The organism is Acinetobacter higginsii (assembly GCF_000369525.1).
Classification (GTDB): Bacteria; Pseudomonadota; Gammaproteobacteria; order Pseudomonadales; family Moraxellaceae; genus Acinetobacter; species Acinetobacter higginsii.
In genome coordinates this window covers 1,106,512-1,121,180 of the sequence record NZ_KB850072.1, presented here as the reverse complement: position 1 = coordinate 1,121,180, position 14,669 = coordinate 1,106,512, and the positions used below count along the sequence as shown (strand labels likewise).

The 14,669-nt window shown below is 40.9% G+C and carries 16 protein-coding genes; 10 read left to right on the top strand and 6 right to left on the bottom strand.

The window, feature by feature from the left end; genetic code table 11:
• The first annotated feature begins 13 nt into the window (after positions 1 to 13).
• Positions 14 to 1,519 carry a purine-cytosine permease family protein gene (locus tag F902_RS11230; protein WP_005203506.1) on the top strand — a complete coding sequence of 502 codons (1,506 nt, stop codon included), beginning with the start codon at positions 14 to 16 and terminating at the stop codon, positions 1,517 to 1,519.
• 68 nt (positions 1,520 to 1,587) lie between these two features.
• Here F902_RS11230 and F902_RS11225 read toward each other — a convergent pair whose 3' ends face one another.
• Together F902_RS11225 and F902_RS11220 are read right to left on the bottom strand one after the other, a co-directional pair.
• The gene (locus tag F902_RS11225; protein ID WP_005203504.1) at positions 1,588 to 2,205 is read right to left on the bottom strand and encodes a YidB family protein; all 618 of its coding nucleotides are present in this window, start codon (positions 2,203 to 2,205) and stop codon (positions 1,588 to 1,590) included.
• Between the two features lie 118 nt (positions 2,206 to 2,323).
• Positions 2,324 to 2,785, bottom strand: coding sequence for a DUF6231 family protein (locus F902_RS11220; protein WP_005203503.1), 462 nt, complete (start codon positions 2,783 to 2,785; stop codon positions 2,324 to 2,326).
• A gap of 37 nt (positions 2,786 to 2,822) precedes the next feature.
• Here F902_RS11220 and F902_RS11215 point away from each other — a divergent pair, with 37 nt between their 5' ends.
• Positions 2,823 to 3,692 (top strand): DUF2797 domain-containing protein, encoded by an 870-nt coding sequence (locus F902_RS11215; RefSeq protein WP_004653389.1) that lies wholly within the window; start codon positions 2,823 to 2,825, stop codon positions 3,690 to 3,692.
• A gap of 43 nt (positions 3,693 to 3,735) precedes the next feature.
• Here the strand turns inward: F902_RS11215 and lpxB are convergent, their stop codons facing one another.
• Positions 3,736 to 4,914: a lipid-A-disaccharide synthase gene (lpxB, locus tag F902_RS11210; protein WP_171061118.1), complete on the bottom strand. Its 1,179-nt coding sequence runs from the start codon at positions 4,912 to 4,914 to the stop codon at positions 3,736 to 3,738.
• A gap of 248 nt (positions 4,915 to 5,162) precedes the next feature.
• Here lpxB and F902_RS11205 point away from each other — a divergent pair, with 248 nt between their 5' ends.
• The 3 genes from F902_RS11205 to F902_RS11195 are packed head-to-tail and all read left to right on the top strand — an operon-like array spanning position 5,163 to position 7,293.
• Complete coding sequence (locus F902_RS11205) at positions 5,163 to 5,456, top strand: hypothetical protein (RefSeq protein WP_005203500.1); 294 nt, start codon at positions 5,163 to 5,165, stop codon at positions 5,454 to 5,456.
• A 2-nt stretch (positions 5,457 to 5,458) separates the two neighbouring features.
• On the top strand, positions 5,459 to 7,018 hold the full coding sequence (locus tag F902_RS11200; RefSeq protein WP_005203499.1) for a PepSY-associated TM helix domain-containing protein: 1,560 nt from the start codon (positions 5,459 to 5,461) through the stop codon (positions 7,016 to 7,018).
• Complete coding sequence (locus F902_RS11195) at positions 7,015 to 7,293, top strand: hypothetical protein (RefSeq protein WP_005203498.1); 279 nt, start codon at positions 7,015 to 7,017, stop codon at positions 7,291 to 7,293. The genes F902_RS11200 and F902_RS11195 overlap by 4 nt, the downstream gene beginning before the upstream one ends.
• Before the next feature lie 56 nt (positions 7,294 to 7,349).
• On the opposite strand, the gene F902_RS11190 is transcribed toward F902_RS11195, so the two are convergent.
• Together F902_RS11190 and F902_RS11185 are read right to left on the bottom strand one after the other, a co-directional pair.
• The gene (locus F902_RS11190) at positions 7,350 to 7,541 is read right to left on the bottom strand and encodes a hypothetical protein (RefSeq protein ID WP_005203497.1); all 192 of its coding nucleotides are present in this window, start codon (positions 7,539 to 7,541) and stop codon (positions 7,350 to 7,352) included.
• A gap of 36 nt (positions 7,542 to 7,577) precedes the next feature.
• A complete protein-coding gene (locus F902_RS11185; protein WP_005203496.1) occupies positions 7,578 to 7,946 on the bottom strand; it encodes a hypothetical protein in 369 nt (122 codons plus the stop codon).
• 216 nt (positions 7,947 to 8,162) lie between these two features.
• Between F902_RS11185 and F902_RS11180 the strand changes: the two genes are divergently transcribed.
• The 3 genes from F902_RS11180 to F902_RS11170 all read left to right on the top strand — a co-directional run bounded on the left by F902_RS11180 (position 8,163) and on the right by F902_RS11170 (position 11,012).
• Positions 8,163 to 9,050: a sulfite exporter TauE/SafE family protein gene (locus F902_RS11180; RefSeq protein WP_005203494.1), complete on the top strand. Its 888-nt coding sequence runs from the start codon at positions 8,163 to 8,165 to the stop codon at positions 9,048 to 9,050.
• A 118-nt stretch (positions 9,051 to 9,168) separates the two neighbouring features.
• Positions 9,169 to 10,260, top strand: coding sequence for a 3-deoxy-7-phosphoheptulonate synthase (locus F902_RS11175; RefSeq protein WP_004807288.1), 1,092 nt, complete (start codon positions 9,169 to 9,171; stop codon positions 10,258 to 10,260).
• A gap of 149 nt (positions 10,261 to 10,409) precedes the next feature.
• Complete coding sequence (locus F902_RS11170) at positions 10,410 to 11,012, top strand: LysE family translocator (protein ID WP_005203492.1); 603 nt, start codon at positions 10,410 to 10,412, stop codon at positions 11,010 to 11,012.
• A gap of 26 nt (positions 11,013 to 11,038) precedes the next feature.
• Here F902_RS11170 and F902_RS11165 read toward each other — a convergent pair whose 3' ends face one another.
• Positions 11,039 to 11,857, bottom strand: coding sequence for an AraC family transcriptional regulator (locus F902_RS11165; protein WP_005203490.1), 819 nt, complete (start codon positions 11,855 to 11,857; stop codon positions 11,039 to 11,041).
• Between the two features lie 119 nt (positions 11,858 to 11,976).
• On the opposite strand from F902_RS11165, the gene F902_RS11160 reads away from it, so the two are divergent.
• A complete protein-coding gene (locus tag F902_RS11160; RefSeq protein ID WP_005203489.1) occupies positions 11,977 to 12,480 on the top strand; it encodes a hypothetical protein in 504 nt (167 codons plus the stop codon).
• Between the two features lie 74 nt (positions 12,481 to 12,554).
• Positions 12,555 to 14,666 carry a TonB-dependent receptor gene (locus tag F902_RS11155; RefSeq protein ID WP_005203487.1) on the top strand — a complete coding sequence of 704 codons (2,112 nt, stop codon included), beginning with the start codon at positions 12,555 to 12,557 and terminating at the stop codon, positions 14,664 to 14,666.
• Positions 14,667 to 14,669 lie beyond the last annotated feature (3 nt).

Below are 14,669 nucleotides of genomic sequence, written 5' to 3'. Positions count from 1 at the left end.
AGAGTAGCGCATTATGCATAGAGATCGTTCAAAACAGATTACAACAATCGAAAGTTATGGTATCGAAGAAATACCTGCACATGCCCGTACAGCAAGCCCTTTTGATCTATTTCGGTTAAGTTTTGGTGGCGCTAATACCTTTTCGACCTGTGTCTTAGGTAGCTTCCCGATTGTATTTGGCCTTTCTTTTCAAGCTGGATTCTGGGCAATCTTATGTGGGGTTATCTTGGGGGCCTGTATCTTAGCGCCAATGGGAATTTTTGGTGCACGTACGGGAACCAATAACGCCGTGGCTTCTGGCGCCCATTTTGGCGTGCATGGCAGAGTTGTCGGCTCATTTTTATCCTTACTTACCGCCATCGCATTTTTTTCGCTCTCCGTGTGGAGTTCTGGCGATGCACTGATTGGTGCAACCCAACGTCTATTTGACAGCTCTTATCAAAGTAACTGGCTATATGGATTGGTCTATAGTGGCTTTGCCTTATTGGTGCTTACGATTTGTATCTATGGCTTTCGCTTTATGCTACTGGTGAACCGAGTGGCCGTGATTGCATCAAGTCTATTATTCTTTTTAGGTCTGTTTGCTTTTTCCAAGCAATTTGATTCAACTTACGCAGGACAAATTCAACTCGGACAAGCTGGATTTTGGGCAGCTTTCACTGGTGCAGCCTTGATTGCATTCAGTAACCCAATTTCCTTTGGTACTTTCCTTGGTGGCTGGTCGCGCTATATTCCTAAAGAAACCGCCTCCCATAAAATCATGGCAGCTGTATTTGCTTCACAGTTTGCAACCTTAATTCCCTTTCTGTTTGGTCTAGTCACCGCCAGCATTGTTGCTCGCAGTGCTCCCATGTTTATTGAACAAAATAATTACATCGCTGGACTGATTCAAATTGCGCCAGCTTGGTACTTTATTCCATTGTGTTTAATTGCACTGATTGGTGGTTTATCTACTGGAACTACAGCCTTGTACGGTACGGGTTTGGACATGTCGAGTCTTTTTCCAAAATCACTCACACGTGTTAAAGCCACGATCTGGGTTGGTCTATTGTCCATCCTGTTTATATTTCTAGGTCGTTTTGCAGCGAATCTAACTCAAAGCGTCATGACTTTTGCCACTCTAATAGTGGTGTGCACCAGTCCATGGATCATCATTATGATTATCGGATTTATCACCCGTAAAGGTTACTATAAAAATGATGATTTACAGGTGTTTGCAAATGGCCTAAAAGGCGGCGCTTACTGGTTTCATCATGGTTGGAATTGGCGTGGCATCATCGCATGGATACCCAGTGCGCTTATCGGCCTTTGCTTTGTGCATTTACCAGATCAGTTTATTGGTATCTGGGGACATTTATTCAACGGTCTTGATTTGAGTTTACCTATCAGTATTACACTTGCAGCACTGCTTTATATTTCACTGCTCAAACTGTTCCCTGAGCCAAGTAATGTATACAAAGCAACATCTAGTGCGAAAAAGACCAAGCAGCAATGTAATCGATCATTGCTGTCAGAATAGCAATGATGCAGATATATAACTTAGAAAAAAGCCTGCTCAAGTGAACAGGCTTTTCCGCATCGAATTTTTTACTTTTTAAGGAAACCACTCACCAAATTCAACACTTGCTGGATATCTTGGTTGGCTTCTTGAGGATTGGTACTGCTACCTTGCGGTGTTAAAGAATCAATCACTTGCGGTAAAACTGAAGCAATTGCACCATAGATGGCTTGTTTCGGTGCTTGGGTTTGTTGTGCAACTTGTTCTACATCTTGGTCATCAAATAAACTTTGAATATTTTGCTCTGGTACATCTTGTGCATTTTGTTGCTGTGGATCTACCCAGCTTTGCACTTGATTCGATAAACCAGCATTTTTTAGTTTATCCAATGCACCTTGTAAACCGCCTTGTTTTTGAATCCAAGCTAACACCAATGGTAAAACTGCAATCAATAAAGTTTGTGCGGTATTACTACCACCAGTTGCATTACTTTGGGTTGAAGTATTTCCACCACCCAATTGCCCTAAAACTGAACCCAAGATACCACCTAAGCCACCTTGCTGGCTTTGGGTATTTTGTTGTTGCCCGCCAAGTTGACCTAAAACAGAACCTAAAATTCCACCTAAACCACCCGCTTGGCCTGATTGTTGCTGACCGCCTAAAGCTTGCTTTGCTAAAATTTCAACAATGTTGGTTAAATCAGTCATGACTTAAACTTTCCTTTGGAATTATTTATGCAAAAAGCATACGCTGCTTTGAAAGCACAAAACAAAGTTAAATTGTTAAATTTTGCAAGAACTTGCAATTCTTTCCAGCCTGATTATTTTACCAGCGGAATTTATTCCAATTCTCAGGATTCGCCCAGAACTTGGAGTTAAACCAGTCAGGTACATGCTTATAAGTCAAAATATTAAATTGCCATAAAGCAAAATCACTGCCGTGTGTGGTTTTATCAATCAATTGAGTAAAGCCAAGCGAACGCAATAATTTTTCATCGCCCAGTTTATTGACCACGACAATTCGTTTGGCCATCAGGTCACGCAACTTCACCAACAGCTGTGATTTTTGCGTTTCGCTGATATTTTGCATTTCTTCTGTATCAAATAATACAAAACCTAAATCATAACGCTGCGTAAATGGCAGACTTAAAAAGTCAGTTACGCTAAAATAATGCCATTGAATTGAAGCATTTTGGTCAATCTGCTGACCTATACAAAGTGCAGTATGAATGGGCTGTTCTTGAGATAAATCGTCTAGCATAGAAGTGATGACATTTTGTTCAGCCATAACTGCAACCCTTGATTGAAAAGATGAGAGTTTATTAATGGAACTACAAGGCATTTGTCATAAAATGCATGCAGCGCTCAAAACGCATAGTGTAACTGATCAATCAACAAGCAAGGCAAATGTTGAATATAAATTTATATTAGATCGTTCAGAAACTGACCTTCCTTTTGTTTTAGGTCAAGAAATTGAGATCGAATGGACTGGCAATATCTTTTGTACCTCTTGTGGTGCAAAAACACCGAAGTCTTATTCGCAGGGTCATTGTTTTAAATGTTTTAAAACCAAGGCCGAATGTGACCTGTGCATTATGAAACCTGAAACCTGCCATTATCACTTGGGAACCTGTCGTGAAGACCAGTTCGCACATGATGTTTGTTTCCAGCCACATATTGTGTATTTGGCCAATTCAAGTGCCTTGAAGATCGGGATTACCCGTATCGTCAATATGCCGACCCGTTGGTTAGATCAAGGGGCAACCCAAGCTTTACCCATTATGAAAGTCGGTTCACGTCGTTTGTCTGGGCATTTGGAAACGTTAATTGGTACACAAATCGCAGATAAAACCGACTGGCGCAAATTGCTGAAAGGTGAAGCTGAACCTTTAAATCTGCTCGAGCAACGTGATCAAATTCTTGAAGAATTCGCTCCGAAAATTCAAAGCATCCGTGAAGAATTCAATCAGAACCTTGAATTTAACGAAAGCTTGGAATTCTTGGAAGATGAAACGCCACGTGAATTTATCTATCCCGTTGAGCATTATCCTGAAAAGATTAAATCGCTGAATTTGGATAAAACCCCAAAAATTCGCGGTGTGTTGCAAGGGATTAAAGGTCAATACTTATTATTTGATATTGGTGTGATCAATATTCGTAAATATACAGGTTATGAACTAATCCTTCGTGCCTGAAGCATATGCATAAAAAAGGTGGCCTAATCGCCACCTTTTTTATTTAGCCTGCATTCAGGCAATTGAGAATCGCCTGTACTGGATCTTCGGTATTGCCTGAGATCAACTGTTTGTGCATGCTCAAATGTTGCATCATTTGGATATGCGCCGTTTCATGATCCATTAATTTTTCGATTTCAGTGGCTAAATGCTGAGGCGTTGCATCGGCCTGAATCAGTTCCTCGATCACTTTCTTGCCCGCAATAATATTTGGCAATGAGTAGTATGGAATTTTCACCATAAACTTCGCAATCAGATAGGTCAGCCAGTTCAATTTATAAAAAGTCACCATTGGACGGTGCAGTAGCATTGCTTCAAGGGTCGCCGTACCAGAAGCCAAAGCCACAATATCACTGGCATTCATCACCATACGGCCAATTTTTGACTCGGCATCGCTATTTTCCAGAACATGAATTTTAGATTTCAGACTCGTATCTAGATTTTTAATGCCCTGTTCAATCTGGTGCTTGCGCGCATCATTAATTGCAGGGATTAAAAACTCGAGATCGGGATGCTTTCGATGAAGAATTTCAGCCGCGCCTGTGAGCAATGGCAGCAATCGTTCAATTTCACCACGGCGACTTCCTGGTAATAAAGCAATATGGGTTTTATGCGCAGACAAGCCCAATTGATGCTTGGCTTCAGTAATTGGATTTTTTAACGGTAGTTGCTTTGCCAATGGATGCCCAACAAAGGCAGCGGCAACCTCATAATTTTCATAAAAGGTTTTTTCAAATGGAAATAAACATAGAACCAAATCGATACTGCGTTTAATGCCATGAACACGACCTTGACGCCATGCCCATACCGATGGGCTGACATATTGCACGGTTTTTATCGGTAACTGTTTTTCTTTAATAGTTTTAGAGAGGCGTAAATTAAAATCGGGTGCATCAATACCAATAAAGATATCAACGGGATGCTCTGTCCAGCGTTCAACTAAACCGTCACGCACAGCAAACAGTTTTTTTAAATCTTTAAGGACTTCAACAATTCCCATCACTGAAAGAATTTCCATCGGATAATAACTGTGAAATCCTTCAGCAATCATTTGTGGACCACCAATCCCTTCAAATTCAGCATCGATGCCTTGTTCGCGAAAACTGCGCATGAGTTTCACTCCTAGAGTATCTCCAGAAACTTCTCCCACCACGATACCAATTTTTAGTTTTTGCTTTAACAAGACCCACGCCCCACAGAAATGTTTAAATGATTCTAACAGAATGATTTTACATCGAATCACCCTATACCGCGCAAATTGTTCATGATTGGTGAACATTAGTTCTGATCTAAGATGACATTTATTATTTAAAATACAATCTAGATTTACGATGGATGAAGAATTGATTGAAATTCTGCTAAGATTTAATATAAACAAGAATCATTTCCATATGTGATTTATTTCTCCCTCCTTTTGCTTCAAGACCCTTTATGGCTAAATTTGCATCTATTTCGCTTGTCTACCGACTGAGCATTTTCTATCGCTTTGTACTGAGCTTTGTTCTTGGCTACGTGTGCATGATGTATTTGAGCCTTGGACTCGGTTCATTGTTTAGCCATTTATTAGACAAGGCAGAGGCTATTTACCTTGCAGCATTTATTTCAATTCTCTTTTATCTGGCCTTTATCATTATGAGTTTTTGTGCACATTCACTGTGGAAACTCAGCTTAATCAGTCTGGTTTTGACCGGCATATTGTTTGGCTTATCTGTGGGTCTAAATTAAAAATGCAAAATAAAGGCGTTCGCCAATCAATGGCATGGTTGCATGCGTGGACAGGCTTAATTTTTGGCTGGCTTTTATTTGCCATTTTTTTAATGGGCACCAGCTCCTACTATCGTCATCAGATTAACCTATGGATGCAACCACAGCTGGCGCAATATCAAGTTAATCAAGACACTGCTATTCGTACCGCAACGGATTATTTAGCTAAAAATGCGACTGATGCCAAATCTTGGTATCTCAATATTGCCAATCATGAAGAACCCGTCAATAAAATGTATTGGCAACAAGCCAGTGGTGGCTATGAAAGCCGTAGTTTAGATGCCAATACGGGGCAAGAGCTAAAACTCTCAGCGACTCAAGGCGGAGATTTCTTTTATAACTTCCATTTCCAGCTCTATGGCGTGCCCATCATGGTCGGACGGCTGATTGCCTGTCTCGCTGCCTTTATTATGCTGATTGCTTTGGTCTCTGGGATTATCACGCATAAGAAGATATTTACCGATTTCTTTACCCTCAGAACCTTTAAATCGCAACGCTCATGGTTGGACTTCCATAATGTCTCCTCTGTACTGGCCTTGCCCTTTTTCCTGACCATTACTTTTACAGGATTGGCGATTTTCTTCTATCTGTACTTGCCTTGGGGCATGCAAAAGCTTTATCCAGAGAACCCTTTTCAATATTTTACTGAGATCAGAACCACTGAAAAAAGCACAACGCATCAAGCTGAACCTAAAAAAGCAGAAATGTTACCGATTGGCAGCTTATTAGAAAAAGTAAAACAACAATGGGGAGATCAAGCCTTAGCATCGATTGAGGTCAAAAACCCAAATACAGACCACGCCATCATTACCTTTAAGCAATTAGAAGATCGTTCGATTACCTTAAATCAGGCACAAATCACCTTTGATGGACAGGGCAATATATTAGCTAATACCCGAAATGAAAGTGCTGTTGCGACCTTAAATGCGGGTGTTTATGGCCTACATATGGCGACTTTTGCCCAGCCGATACTGCGCTTCGCTTTCTTCTGCTCAGGCATTTTGGGGTGTTTAATGATTGCTTCTGGCCTATTGCTCTGGAGCTTAAAACGCCAGATTCAAAATAAATCGAATCAATTTCATTTTGGCTATTATTTGGTGGATCGTTTAAATGTTGCAGCCTTTGTCGGCCTTCCTACGGCAATGCTCGGCTATCTATTCGCTAATCGATTTGTACATGTAACCGAAACCACACCTAATTATGAAATCTATACATTTTTCTGCGTATGGGGACTGAGCTTTATCATCGCTTTATTGACGAAAAAACAATATTTATGGAAATCACAGATCTGCATTTTCGGCTTGATTGCTTTGGCTCTGCCTGTTTATAACTTGGTGTACTTAATTCAACATCAACTCATCACCGATTTACACAGCTATTGGATATTCTTGCGAATTGATTTGTTCCTGCTGGTCTGTGCCCTATTTGCTGTGTTTATTTTTAGAAATATCCAGCCAATTCAAGCGAAATCCGTTCAAAAAATCAAAACCAAGCTAGCAAAGCAACAAGAGGTCAACGCATGATTTTATTGAGCCTTGTATTGACCCTCATCGGGATGTTGTTGCTGTATAAATGTAGTGCCAAACAAATCAACAAAGCAAAACAACAGATTTTCATTCGCTATCAAACACATCTGAAAGTCTTAGCTTATTTCTGCTTGTTGCTGGCTGGCAGCCTGCTTTGTTTAGAGTATGGTAGCTCCATTGGATTTATCAGTTGGTGGATTTTTGCTACGCCTGTAACCTTTATATTGGTGTTATCTGTGAATGAGCTTAAACCCACTAAAAAACTAAAATGATTTTGCTACAACAGCTATCCTCAACTTCTGCCAAGGATAGCTTTATTACTTAAAAATTAATGCCCGTGATGGCTATGGTCTTCTTGAGAAGCCGTTTTATCTTTGTCATCACAACATTTCATCTTTTTTTCACAGCACTCTTTTTTTGTGGTGCCCTCTTTTTCTTTACAGCAGTCACTTGCAGCAAAAGCAGGTACAGTAGCGGTCAATAGAAGCGTTGAAAACAATACAGTTTTAATATTAAACATCATCATGTCCTTTAAATAAAAATAAGAAATTTGAATTTATAAAAACAGGACATGATTTGGAGGGCGATAAGGTAACTGATAAATGCCTAAAGTCAATTGATCTACATAAGCTGAATTTACTGTTTTAATTGATTGTATGCTTCGTTCAATGGAATGATGACTATGTTCAAAAGTTGCAGCGACACAGCACAGACTCTTTTGACAGTGTGATGTATCCATTTTGCCACTGTCCATAGGGTCATGCTTAGTCATCGTAGGCATTCCACAATCAGACATAGCAGCATGATTTGAAATGACGTGCTCTACGACAGGTTGATTCACTTCAGACACAGCCATTGCATAGCTATTAGTGATAAAACACATAGCAATCAGCAATGAAGTGAGGCTTCGAATGAAAATAGACATAAGGTGAAATGATCAAACATACAATCCGTGTATGAATCTCAAAATAAACCAATCACAGTTCATAAAGCAAGCTGATCTGACTAAAGATGATCTAAAAATCTAGAAAATTGGCTTTCTTTAGCTTTTTTTTGCATAAGCAAATCATTATTCATCACAACGAGTTATCTAAAAAAAGCATAAGATATGCTGATTTTTGCATAATTAGGCATATTGTCGATGTTTGGTCCTATAGAATTTATTATGGCTGGGGTATTGGTTGGCTTCTGTGTCGGTATCACAGGTGTCGGTGGTGGTTCATTGATGACCCCAATCCTGATTAGCCTATTTAAGATCGAACCGCATATTGCCATTGGTACTGATCTACTTTATGCCTCAATCTCAAAATTCTGTGGTTCAGTGGTTCATGCCAAAAAACTGAATATTGTCTGGCCAATTGTACTTTGGCTCGCTTTAGGTAGTATTCCAGCTTCTTTTGCAACCTCTTGGGTACTTGAACATTATCTCAGTCAATCTACCCATTATAAAGCTGTATTGACCATGGTCTTGGGCTTTATGTTGACCTTGACGGGTATTTCAATTGTTTTCCGAGCACAAATTGAAAAGTTCTTTGACCGCTTCCGTAACCGCGAACAAGCCAATATGGAAAGCGAGCAGCATGCATTGCAACACAAACGCCATTACATTGTGATTATGGGCATTGTACTCGGTATCTTTGTAACCTTGTCTTCTGTGGGTGCTGGTGCTTTCGGTATCATGGCCTTAGTGCTTATGTTCCCCAACCTTCCTATGATCCGTATCATTGGTTCAGACGTGGTACATGCGGTATTACTGACAGCAGTTGCTGGCCTAAGCCATATGTCTTCAGGTAATGTCGATTTTACCCTGTTGATGTGGCTGTTGGTGGGTTCAATTCCAGCCATTATTGTCGGTACACTCATCAGCTCACGTATGCCAGAACGACTAATCCGTAAAATTCTAGGCATTACCCTATTTGCTTTGGGTGTGAACTTCATGGTGAACCCAATTAAGGCGAAGCCAAAGCCAGTTGAAACACATCAAGCAGTTGTGATTCAGCAAACAAAGCACGTAACAACAACTGTTTAAGCGTTGTAATGCCGATTATTTCTACATAAATTATGCTTTTCGCTAGTTAATCAATCGGCATTTCATGCTATATTCGTAGACAAAATAACCTTTTCTTTCGATTGAATTTGTGATAGCAATGAATACTCTACAGTCAAATCCAGTTTCTCAGCCAGATATCGACGACGTTAATATTAAAAGCATTCAAACTTTGATTACCCCAGCAGAACTGAAAGCTGACCTCCCTTTATCTGATGCTGCTTCTCAAACTGTGTTACAAGGACGTGCAACTGTACGTAACATTTTAGATGGCAACGACAAACGTTTGTTTGTGGTGATTGGTCCTTGTTCGATTCACGATCCTAAAGCTGCACATGAATATGCTGATCGCCTCAAGGTTCTCAGCGAAAAAGTAAAAGACACCTTATATTTGGTGATGCGTGTTTATTTTGAAAAACCACGTACCACAGTCGGTTGGAAAGGTCTAATCAACGACCCTGACATGAACGACTCTTTCAATATTGAAAAAGGTTTACATATTGGTCGTGGATTATTAATTGATTTGAATGAAAAAGGTTTGCCATGTGCCACTGAAGCACTTGATCCAAACTCACCACAATACTATCAAGACTTGATTTCATGGTCTGCGATTGGTGCACGTACCACGGAAAGCCAAACCCACCGTGAAATGTCATCAGGCTTATCTTCTCCTGTTGGCTTTAAAAACGGTACCGATGGTGGTTTAACCGTTGCGACCAATGCGATGCAATCGGTTAAACATGGTCACAGCTTCTTGGGCCTGAATGAAAGCGGTCAAGTTGCGATTATCAATACCAAAGGTAACCCTTATGCACACGTGGTATTACGTGGTGGTAATGGCAAGCCTAACTATGATGCAACTTCAGTTGCTGAAGCTGAAGCAGCTTTGGCAAAAGCGAAAGTCAGCAACAAGATCATGATTGATACTAGTCATGCCAACTCAAACAAAGACCCGTACTTACAACCTTTGGTGTTGAAAAACATCACGGAACAAATCCTTGATGGTAACAAATCAATCGTTGGGATCATGGTAGAGAGTCACTTAAAAGGTGGTCGTCAGGATATTCCTGAAAACCTTTGTGATCTTGAATACGGTAAGTCAGTAACTGATGGCTGTATTGATTGGGAAACCACAGAAAAAGCATTACTCGAAATGCATGAAGCATTGAAAGACGTCTTACCAACACGTTAATTCGATCTTTTAACTGCGATGAAAACAGGCTCTTATGAGCCTGTTTTTTTTGTTCGTCAATTCGGCTAGCTTGCACAAACGTACAATACAGCCCATAGTACTTTGCCCTATTTTGATCATCCTTTGTTATTGATTCATTTAGGTTGGTCATGGAAATCTTTCTTTATAGCTTAAGTGTGATGTACAGCCCAGGTCCAGTGAACTTTATGGGATTAAATGCTGGGCTAACAGGACAATTCTCCAGAACATTAGGCTTTTTTGCAGGTGTGGGCTGCTCCATGCTGATGCTATTTGTTGTATTTGGTTATGCAGGTGCGGCACTGATTCCCCATGCGTATTTGCATTTTATTGCCTTGATCGGGGCGCTTTATACCTTTTATATCGCCTATAAAATGATGACAGCGCATACCGAATTAAAAACAGATCAAACCCTATACAAAAGCCTCAGCTTTTGGAATGGTTTCTGGATTCAAAGCTTGAATCCGAAAGCGATTTTGGTGATTTTACCTGTCACTACCATTATGTACCCTGCAGCACATATCACAGGTAGCTTAATTCTGATTGTTTCATTACTCATTTCTCTCGGTGCAGCGGGTGCTCCGTTGCTGTATTCATTTGCTGGATCAGTAATTGGCAAAAAATTGAGTAATCCAATTTGGCTCAATCATCTGAATAAAATACTGGGTATCTTCTTAATTATTTCAGGTCTATTTATGCTGAGTGATTTCTTAAAGGGCATGCATTTTATTTAAAGCATCTCTTAAATTCTCAGAAAAGCTTATTTCTGATGTGTATAAATCTCTTTCCATCTTGCTGGGGTAATTCCAAAAGCTTTGCTAAAATGCCGAGTCATATGACTTTGATCAAAAAAACCAGCAATGATGGCGGCCTGAGTCAGCGACTCTCCATACATCAGACACTTTTTCACGATATCCAATCGACGCATGGTCATATAACGATGCGGACTGGTGCCAAATAGCAGTCTAAAATCACGAGAAAGACTCCAACGATCACGTTGTATATTTTGTTCTAAATCATCCAGACTGATGTTCTGATCCAGTGAAGCGTGAATAAACTCTCTGGCCCGTTCCGCCGCAATATAATCATAGCGTTGCCGCGAGCGTGCTGGCTGACCTGCAACTTCATACAAGGTTGTCGCCAAATCATACAAAGCATCTTCTTCTTCTAAAAGATCCAATGGGTCCTGCATATTTTGCAAAAGTGTATGGGTAACACGATAAAGCCGTGGATCATCACTCAGTCCATGTTTGAAAAAAGGCAGCGGTTTGCCTTTCATGATCTTTTGAATCAATGCAGGTTCGACATACATCATTCGGTAGTGAAAGCCGTCTTGAGTCCCCGCACTGCCATCATGTTTTTCATCTGGATGCAATACCATGGTCATGCCATGCTGACTATGTCGGACTTCACCACGATAATGAAAACTTTGTACACCCGATAAGGTTCGACCAATCGCGAAGGTATCATGTTGATGCGGCTCATATGCATGATCAGAGAAGAAAGCTTCAATCCTTTCCAAGCGATCACTCTCAGAAGCCCGAACAATCCAATCCGAATGATTTGCTATTTTTGACACGCTGATCTGCCTATAAATTATTGAATTCAGCAGTCTCAGAATACCTCAATTTTGCTTTGATCTATAAGTCATTTTTTGATTATACTGCTGCCACATTTCTCCTACGACGTATCGCTGATATGAAGTCCAGTTTTCGTCAACATTTGCTTAAGTGGCGTGCCTATTTTGGCGCGATTACTTTGCTATGTTTACTCTGGCATATCTTCCTACCAACGATGGTTCATACAGGCGTCGTTCCTGCACTTTATGCAATGCCAAGCCATTGCCAAGTCACCGAAATTCAAAATGTCTCGTTGATGTCACAGACACATTCAGGTCATCATCAACATAGCATGCACGACATGCATCACGGACCGCAGCTACAACACGCAAAACATGCTCAGCTGAGTGAATATGCACAACAAGTTTTTGCACTGGCGGGCCAAATCATGAAGCATTGTCCTTTATGCTCACATGGTTTAGATGCCGCTGCGATCGTCCCGCTGATTGCATTCATTATTATATTTCTACTGGCTTGGTTCAGTCGCGTTCGCTGCCTGTGCCATACGTGGACAGAAGATCTGCACATCACCCGCATCTTCTATATTTTTCCAATCAAACAAGCCCCGCCACTGACTTTATAAATCGCAAATTTTACTTCGTGCCCCGCCAATAAACGGGTGTACGTCCTTAGTTCTTGCTTTTTATAGAGTTCAACATGAATACTCAATTCCGTTTGTCTGTATTAGCGGCTGCGTGCCTGTCTGTTGGCTATAGTTCTGCTACTTTTGCTGAAACTGTGCCATCTGATACCACCAAAACCTTAGCCACCATTGTTGTGACCGCCAGTCGTGAAGGTGAATCGATTAATAATACCCCTGCTGCGATTAGTAAAATTAACAGCAAAGACATTGAAGATAAACATGCAACCTTTATTGGACAGGTGCTGAATCAAACCCCAGGCGTGTTAATGAATGACTTGGGCAATGAACAGCATATGATGTCCATCCGCCAACCGATTACCACAGCAGCCGTTTATCAATATTTAGAAGATGGTATTTCGATTCGTCCTGTAGGTGTGTTTAACCACAATGCCTTATATGAAGTGAATTTGGCGGGTATTGATAGCATTGAAATTTTACGTGGCCCTGCTAGCAGCTTATATGGCAGCAATGCGATTGGTGGAACTATTAATTTTCTCACCAAAGCACCGAGTACTACACCCACAGCCGACCTTGGCATCAGTGCCAGTTCTGAAGGATATCGCCGTGTCGATGTCGGTGCATCCAATACCTTTGATAGCGAATGGGGCGAGCATGGGTTAAGACTTTCAACCTACGCCAGTGATCGTGGTGATAGCTGGCAAGACCATGCAGAAAGCAATAAACAGAGTATGACGCTCAGACATGACTGGCGCATCTCTGATGCTACACAAATCAAAAATATTGTCAGTTATAACCATTTAAAAGCGGATATGACCGGTAGCTTAAATCTGGATGATTATCGCAAACGTCCTGGATACAGCTACCAAACCTTTACCTATCGTGAAGTTGATGCCACACGGCTTTCTTCTCAAATTAGCCATCAATGGAATGATCAGCAACAAAGCCAAGTTACCTTATATTATCGTGACAATACCACCGAGCAAAACCCAAGTTATAACATCCGTACTGATGTTAAAAATGGTACACCGACGGGCACTTATAGTGGACAAACTACCTATAACGCCTTTCAGTCCTATGGCTTAAATGCGCAGCATTCAGCGGCATTTGATCAGGTCAAACTGATTGTTGGGGCGATGGCTGACCATTCTCCTAACCAAGCCAAAACCAATGATATTCAGGTATTCCGTGACCCGAATACCTTAGTATATACCGGTTATCAACAACGCCAGCGCTTGCGCGACTTCAATGTTGACGTCAATAACCAAGCCCTCTATGCACAAGCCAACTGGCAAGTGTTACCAACTTTGAATTTAGTCGGTGGTGCACGTTATGACTGGATCAGTTATGACTATGAAAACAAATTAACCCCATCAAAAACCACAGGCGCACCGAATGAAAAACGTGATTTTCATAAAGCCAGCCCACAAGTCGGTTTTGTCTGGAACATCACGCCAGCAATTGATCTTTATAGTAATTGGTCACAAGGTTTTGTACCGCCAGAGGTGAGCAGTTTATACGGGGCGAATCTGGTGACACCAGACTTGAAAGAAGCCACATTTAATAATATTGATGCAGGTCTGCGCTTTAAATTATTCGATGATCGCTTAGATGGTGAAATCACCCTATATCGCTTAGAAGGCGAAGATGAAGTGATGAGCTATACCAAGCCAGATAACACACGCGAGCCACGCAATGCAGGCAAAACCTTACATCAGGGAATTGAAATTGGGGGAACATGGAAACTCAGTGATTTATATGATCAGCGCTTAAAACTCTCAGGCAGTGTGGCCAAACATGAATATCAGCAGTTTCAACCGTCGAGTGTTTTAGATTATAGCGGCAACACCATGCCAAGTGCGCCTAAAACATTTGGTACGCTTGAATACCAGATCAAACCAATACCTGAACTATTACTTTCTGCGGAAGCGGTTTATGTCGGTTCTTACTGGATTAATGATGCCAATACGGAAAAGTATGATGGCCATACTTTGCTGAATCTGCGCGCCAATTACCGTAAAAATGCTTATGAAATCTATGGGCAAATCCTGAATGCCACAGATCAACATTATGCGGAAAGTACTTCGTTTAGTAATAACCAAGTTAGTTATACCCCCGCTGCACCACGCACCTATTTATTAGGTTTACGTTATCATTTTGGGAAATAAGCA

Excerpts from the sequence above, each read along its gene's own strand:
- F902_RS11230 (WP_005203506.1), top strand. The coding sequence starts at position 14 with ATGCATAGAGATCGTTCAAAACAGATTACAACAATCGAAAGTTATGGT.
- F902_RS11225 (WP_005203504.1), bottom strand. The coding sequence starts at position 2,205 with ATGACTGATTTAACCAACATTGTTGAAATTTTAGCAAAGCAAGCTTTA.
- F902_RS11220 (WP_005203503.1), bottom strand. The coding sequence starts at position 2,785 with ATGGCTGAACAAAATGTCATCACTTCTATGCTAGACGATTTATCTCAA.
- F902_RS11215 (WP_004653389.1), top strand. The coding sequence starts at position 2,823 with ATGGAACTACAAGGCATTTGTCATAAAATGCATGCAGCGCTCAAAACG.
- F902_RS11205 (WP_005203500.1), top strand. The coding sequence starts at position 5,163 with ATGGCTAAATTTGCATCTATTTCGCTTGTCTACCGACTGAGCATTTTC.
- F902_RS11200 (WP_005203499.1), top strand. The coding sequence starts at position 5,459 with ATGCAAAATAAAGGCGTTCGCCAATCAATGGCATGGTTGCATGCGTGG.
- F902_RS11195 (WP_005203498.1), top strand. The coding sequence starts at position 7,015 with ATGATTTTATTGAGCCTTGTATTGACCCTCATCGGGATGTTGTTGCTG.
- F902_RS11190 (WP_005203497.1), bottom strand. The coding sequence starts at position 7,541 with ATGTTTAATATTAAAACTGTATTGTTTTCAACGCTTCTATTGACCGCT.
- F902_RS11185 (WP_005203496.1), bottom strand. The coding sequence starts at position 7,946 with ATGTCTATTTTCATTCGAAGCCTCACTTCATTGCTGATTGCTATGTGT.
- F902_RS11180 (WP_005203494.1), top strand. The coding sequence starts at position 8,163 with ATGTTTGGTCCTATAGAATTTATTATGGCTGGGGTATTGGTTGGCTTC.
- F902_RS11175 (WP_004807288.1), top strand. The coding sequence starts at position 9,169 with ATGAATACTCTACAGTCAAATCCAGTTTCTCAGCCAGATATCGACGAC.
- F902_RS11170 (WP_005203492.1), top strand. The coding sequence starts at position 10,410 with ATGGAAATCTTTCTTTATAGCTTAAGTGTGATGTACAGCCCAGGTCCA.
- F902_RS11160 (WP_005203489.1), top strand. The coding sequence starts at position 11,977 with ATGAAGTCCAGTTTTCGTCAACATTTGCTTAAGTGGCGTGCCTATTTT.
- F902_RS11155 (WP_005203487.1), top strand. The coding sequence starts at position 12,555 with ATGAATACTCAATTCCGTTTGTCTGTATTAGCGGCTGCGTGCCTGTCT.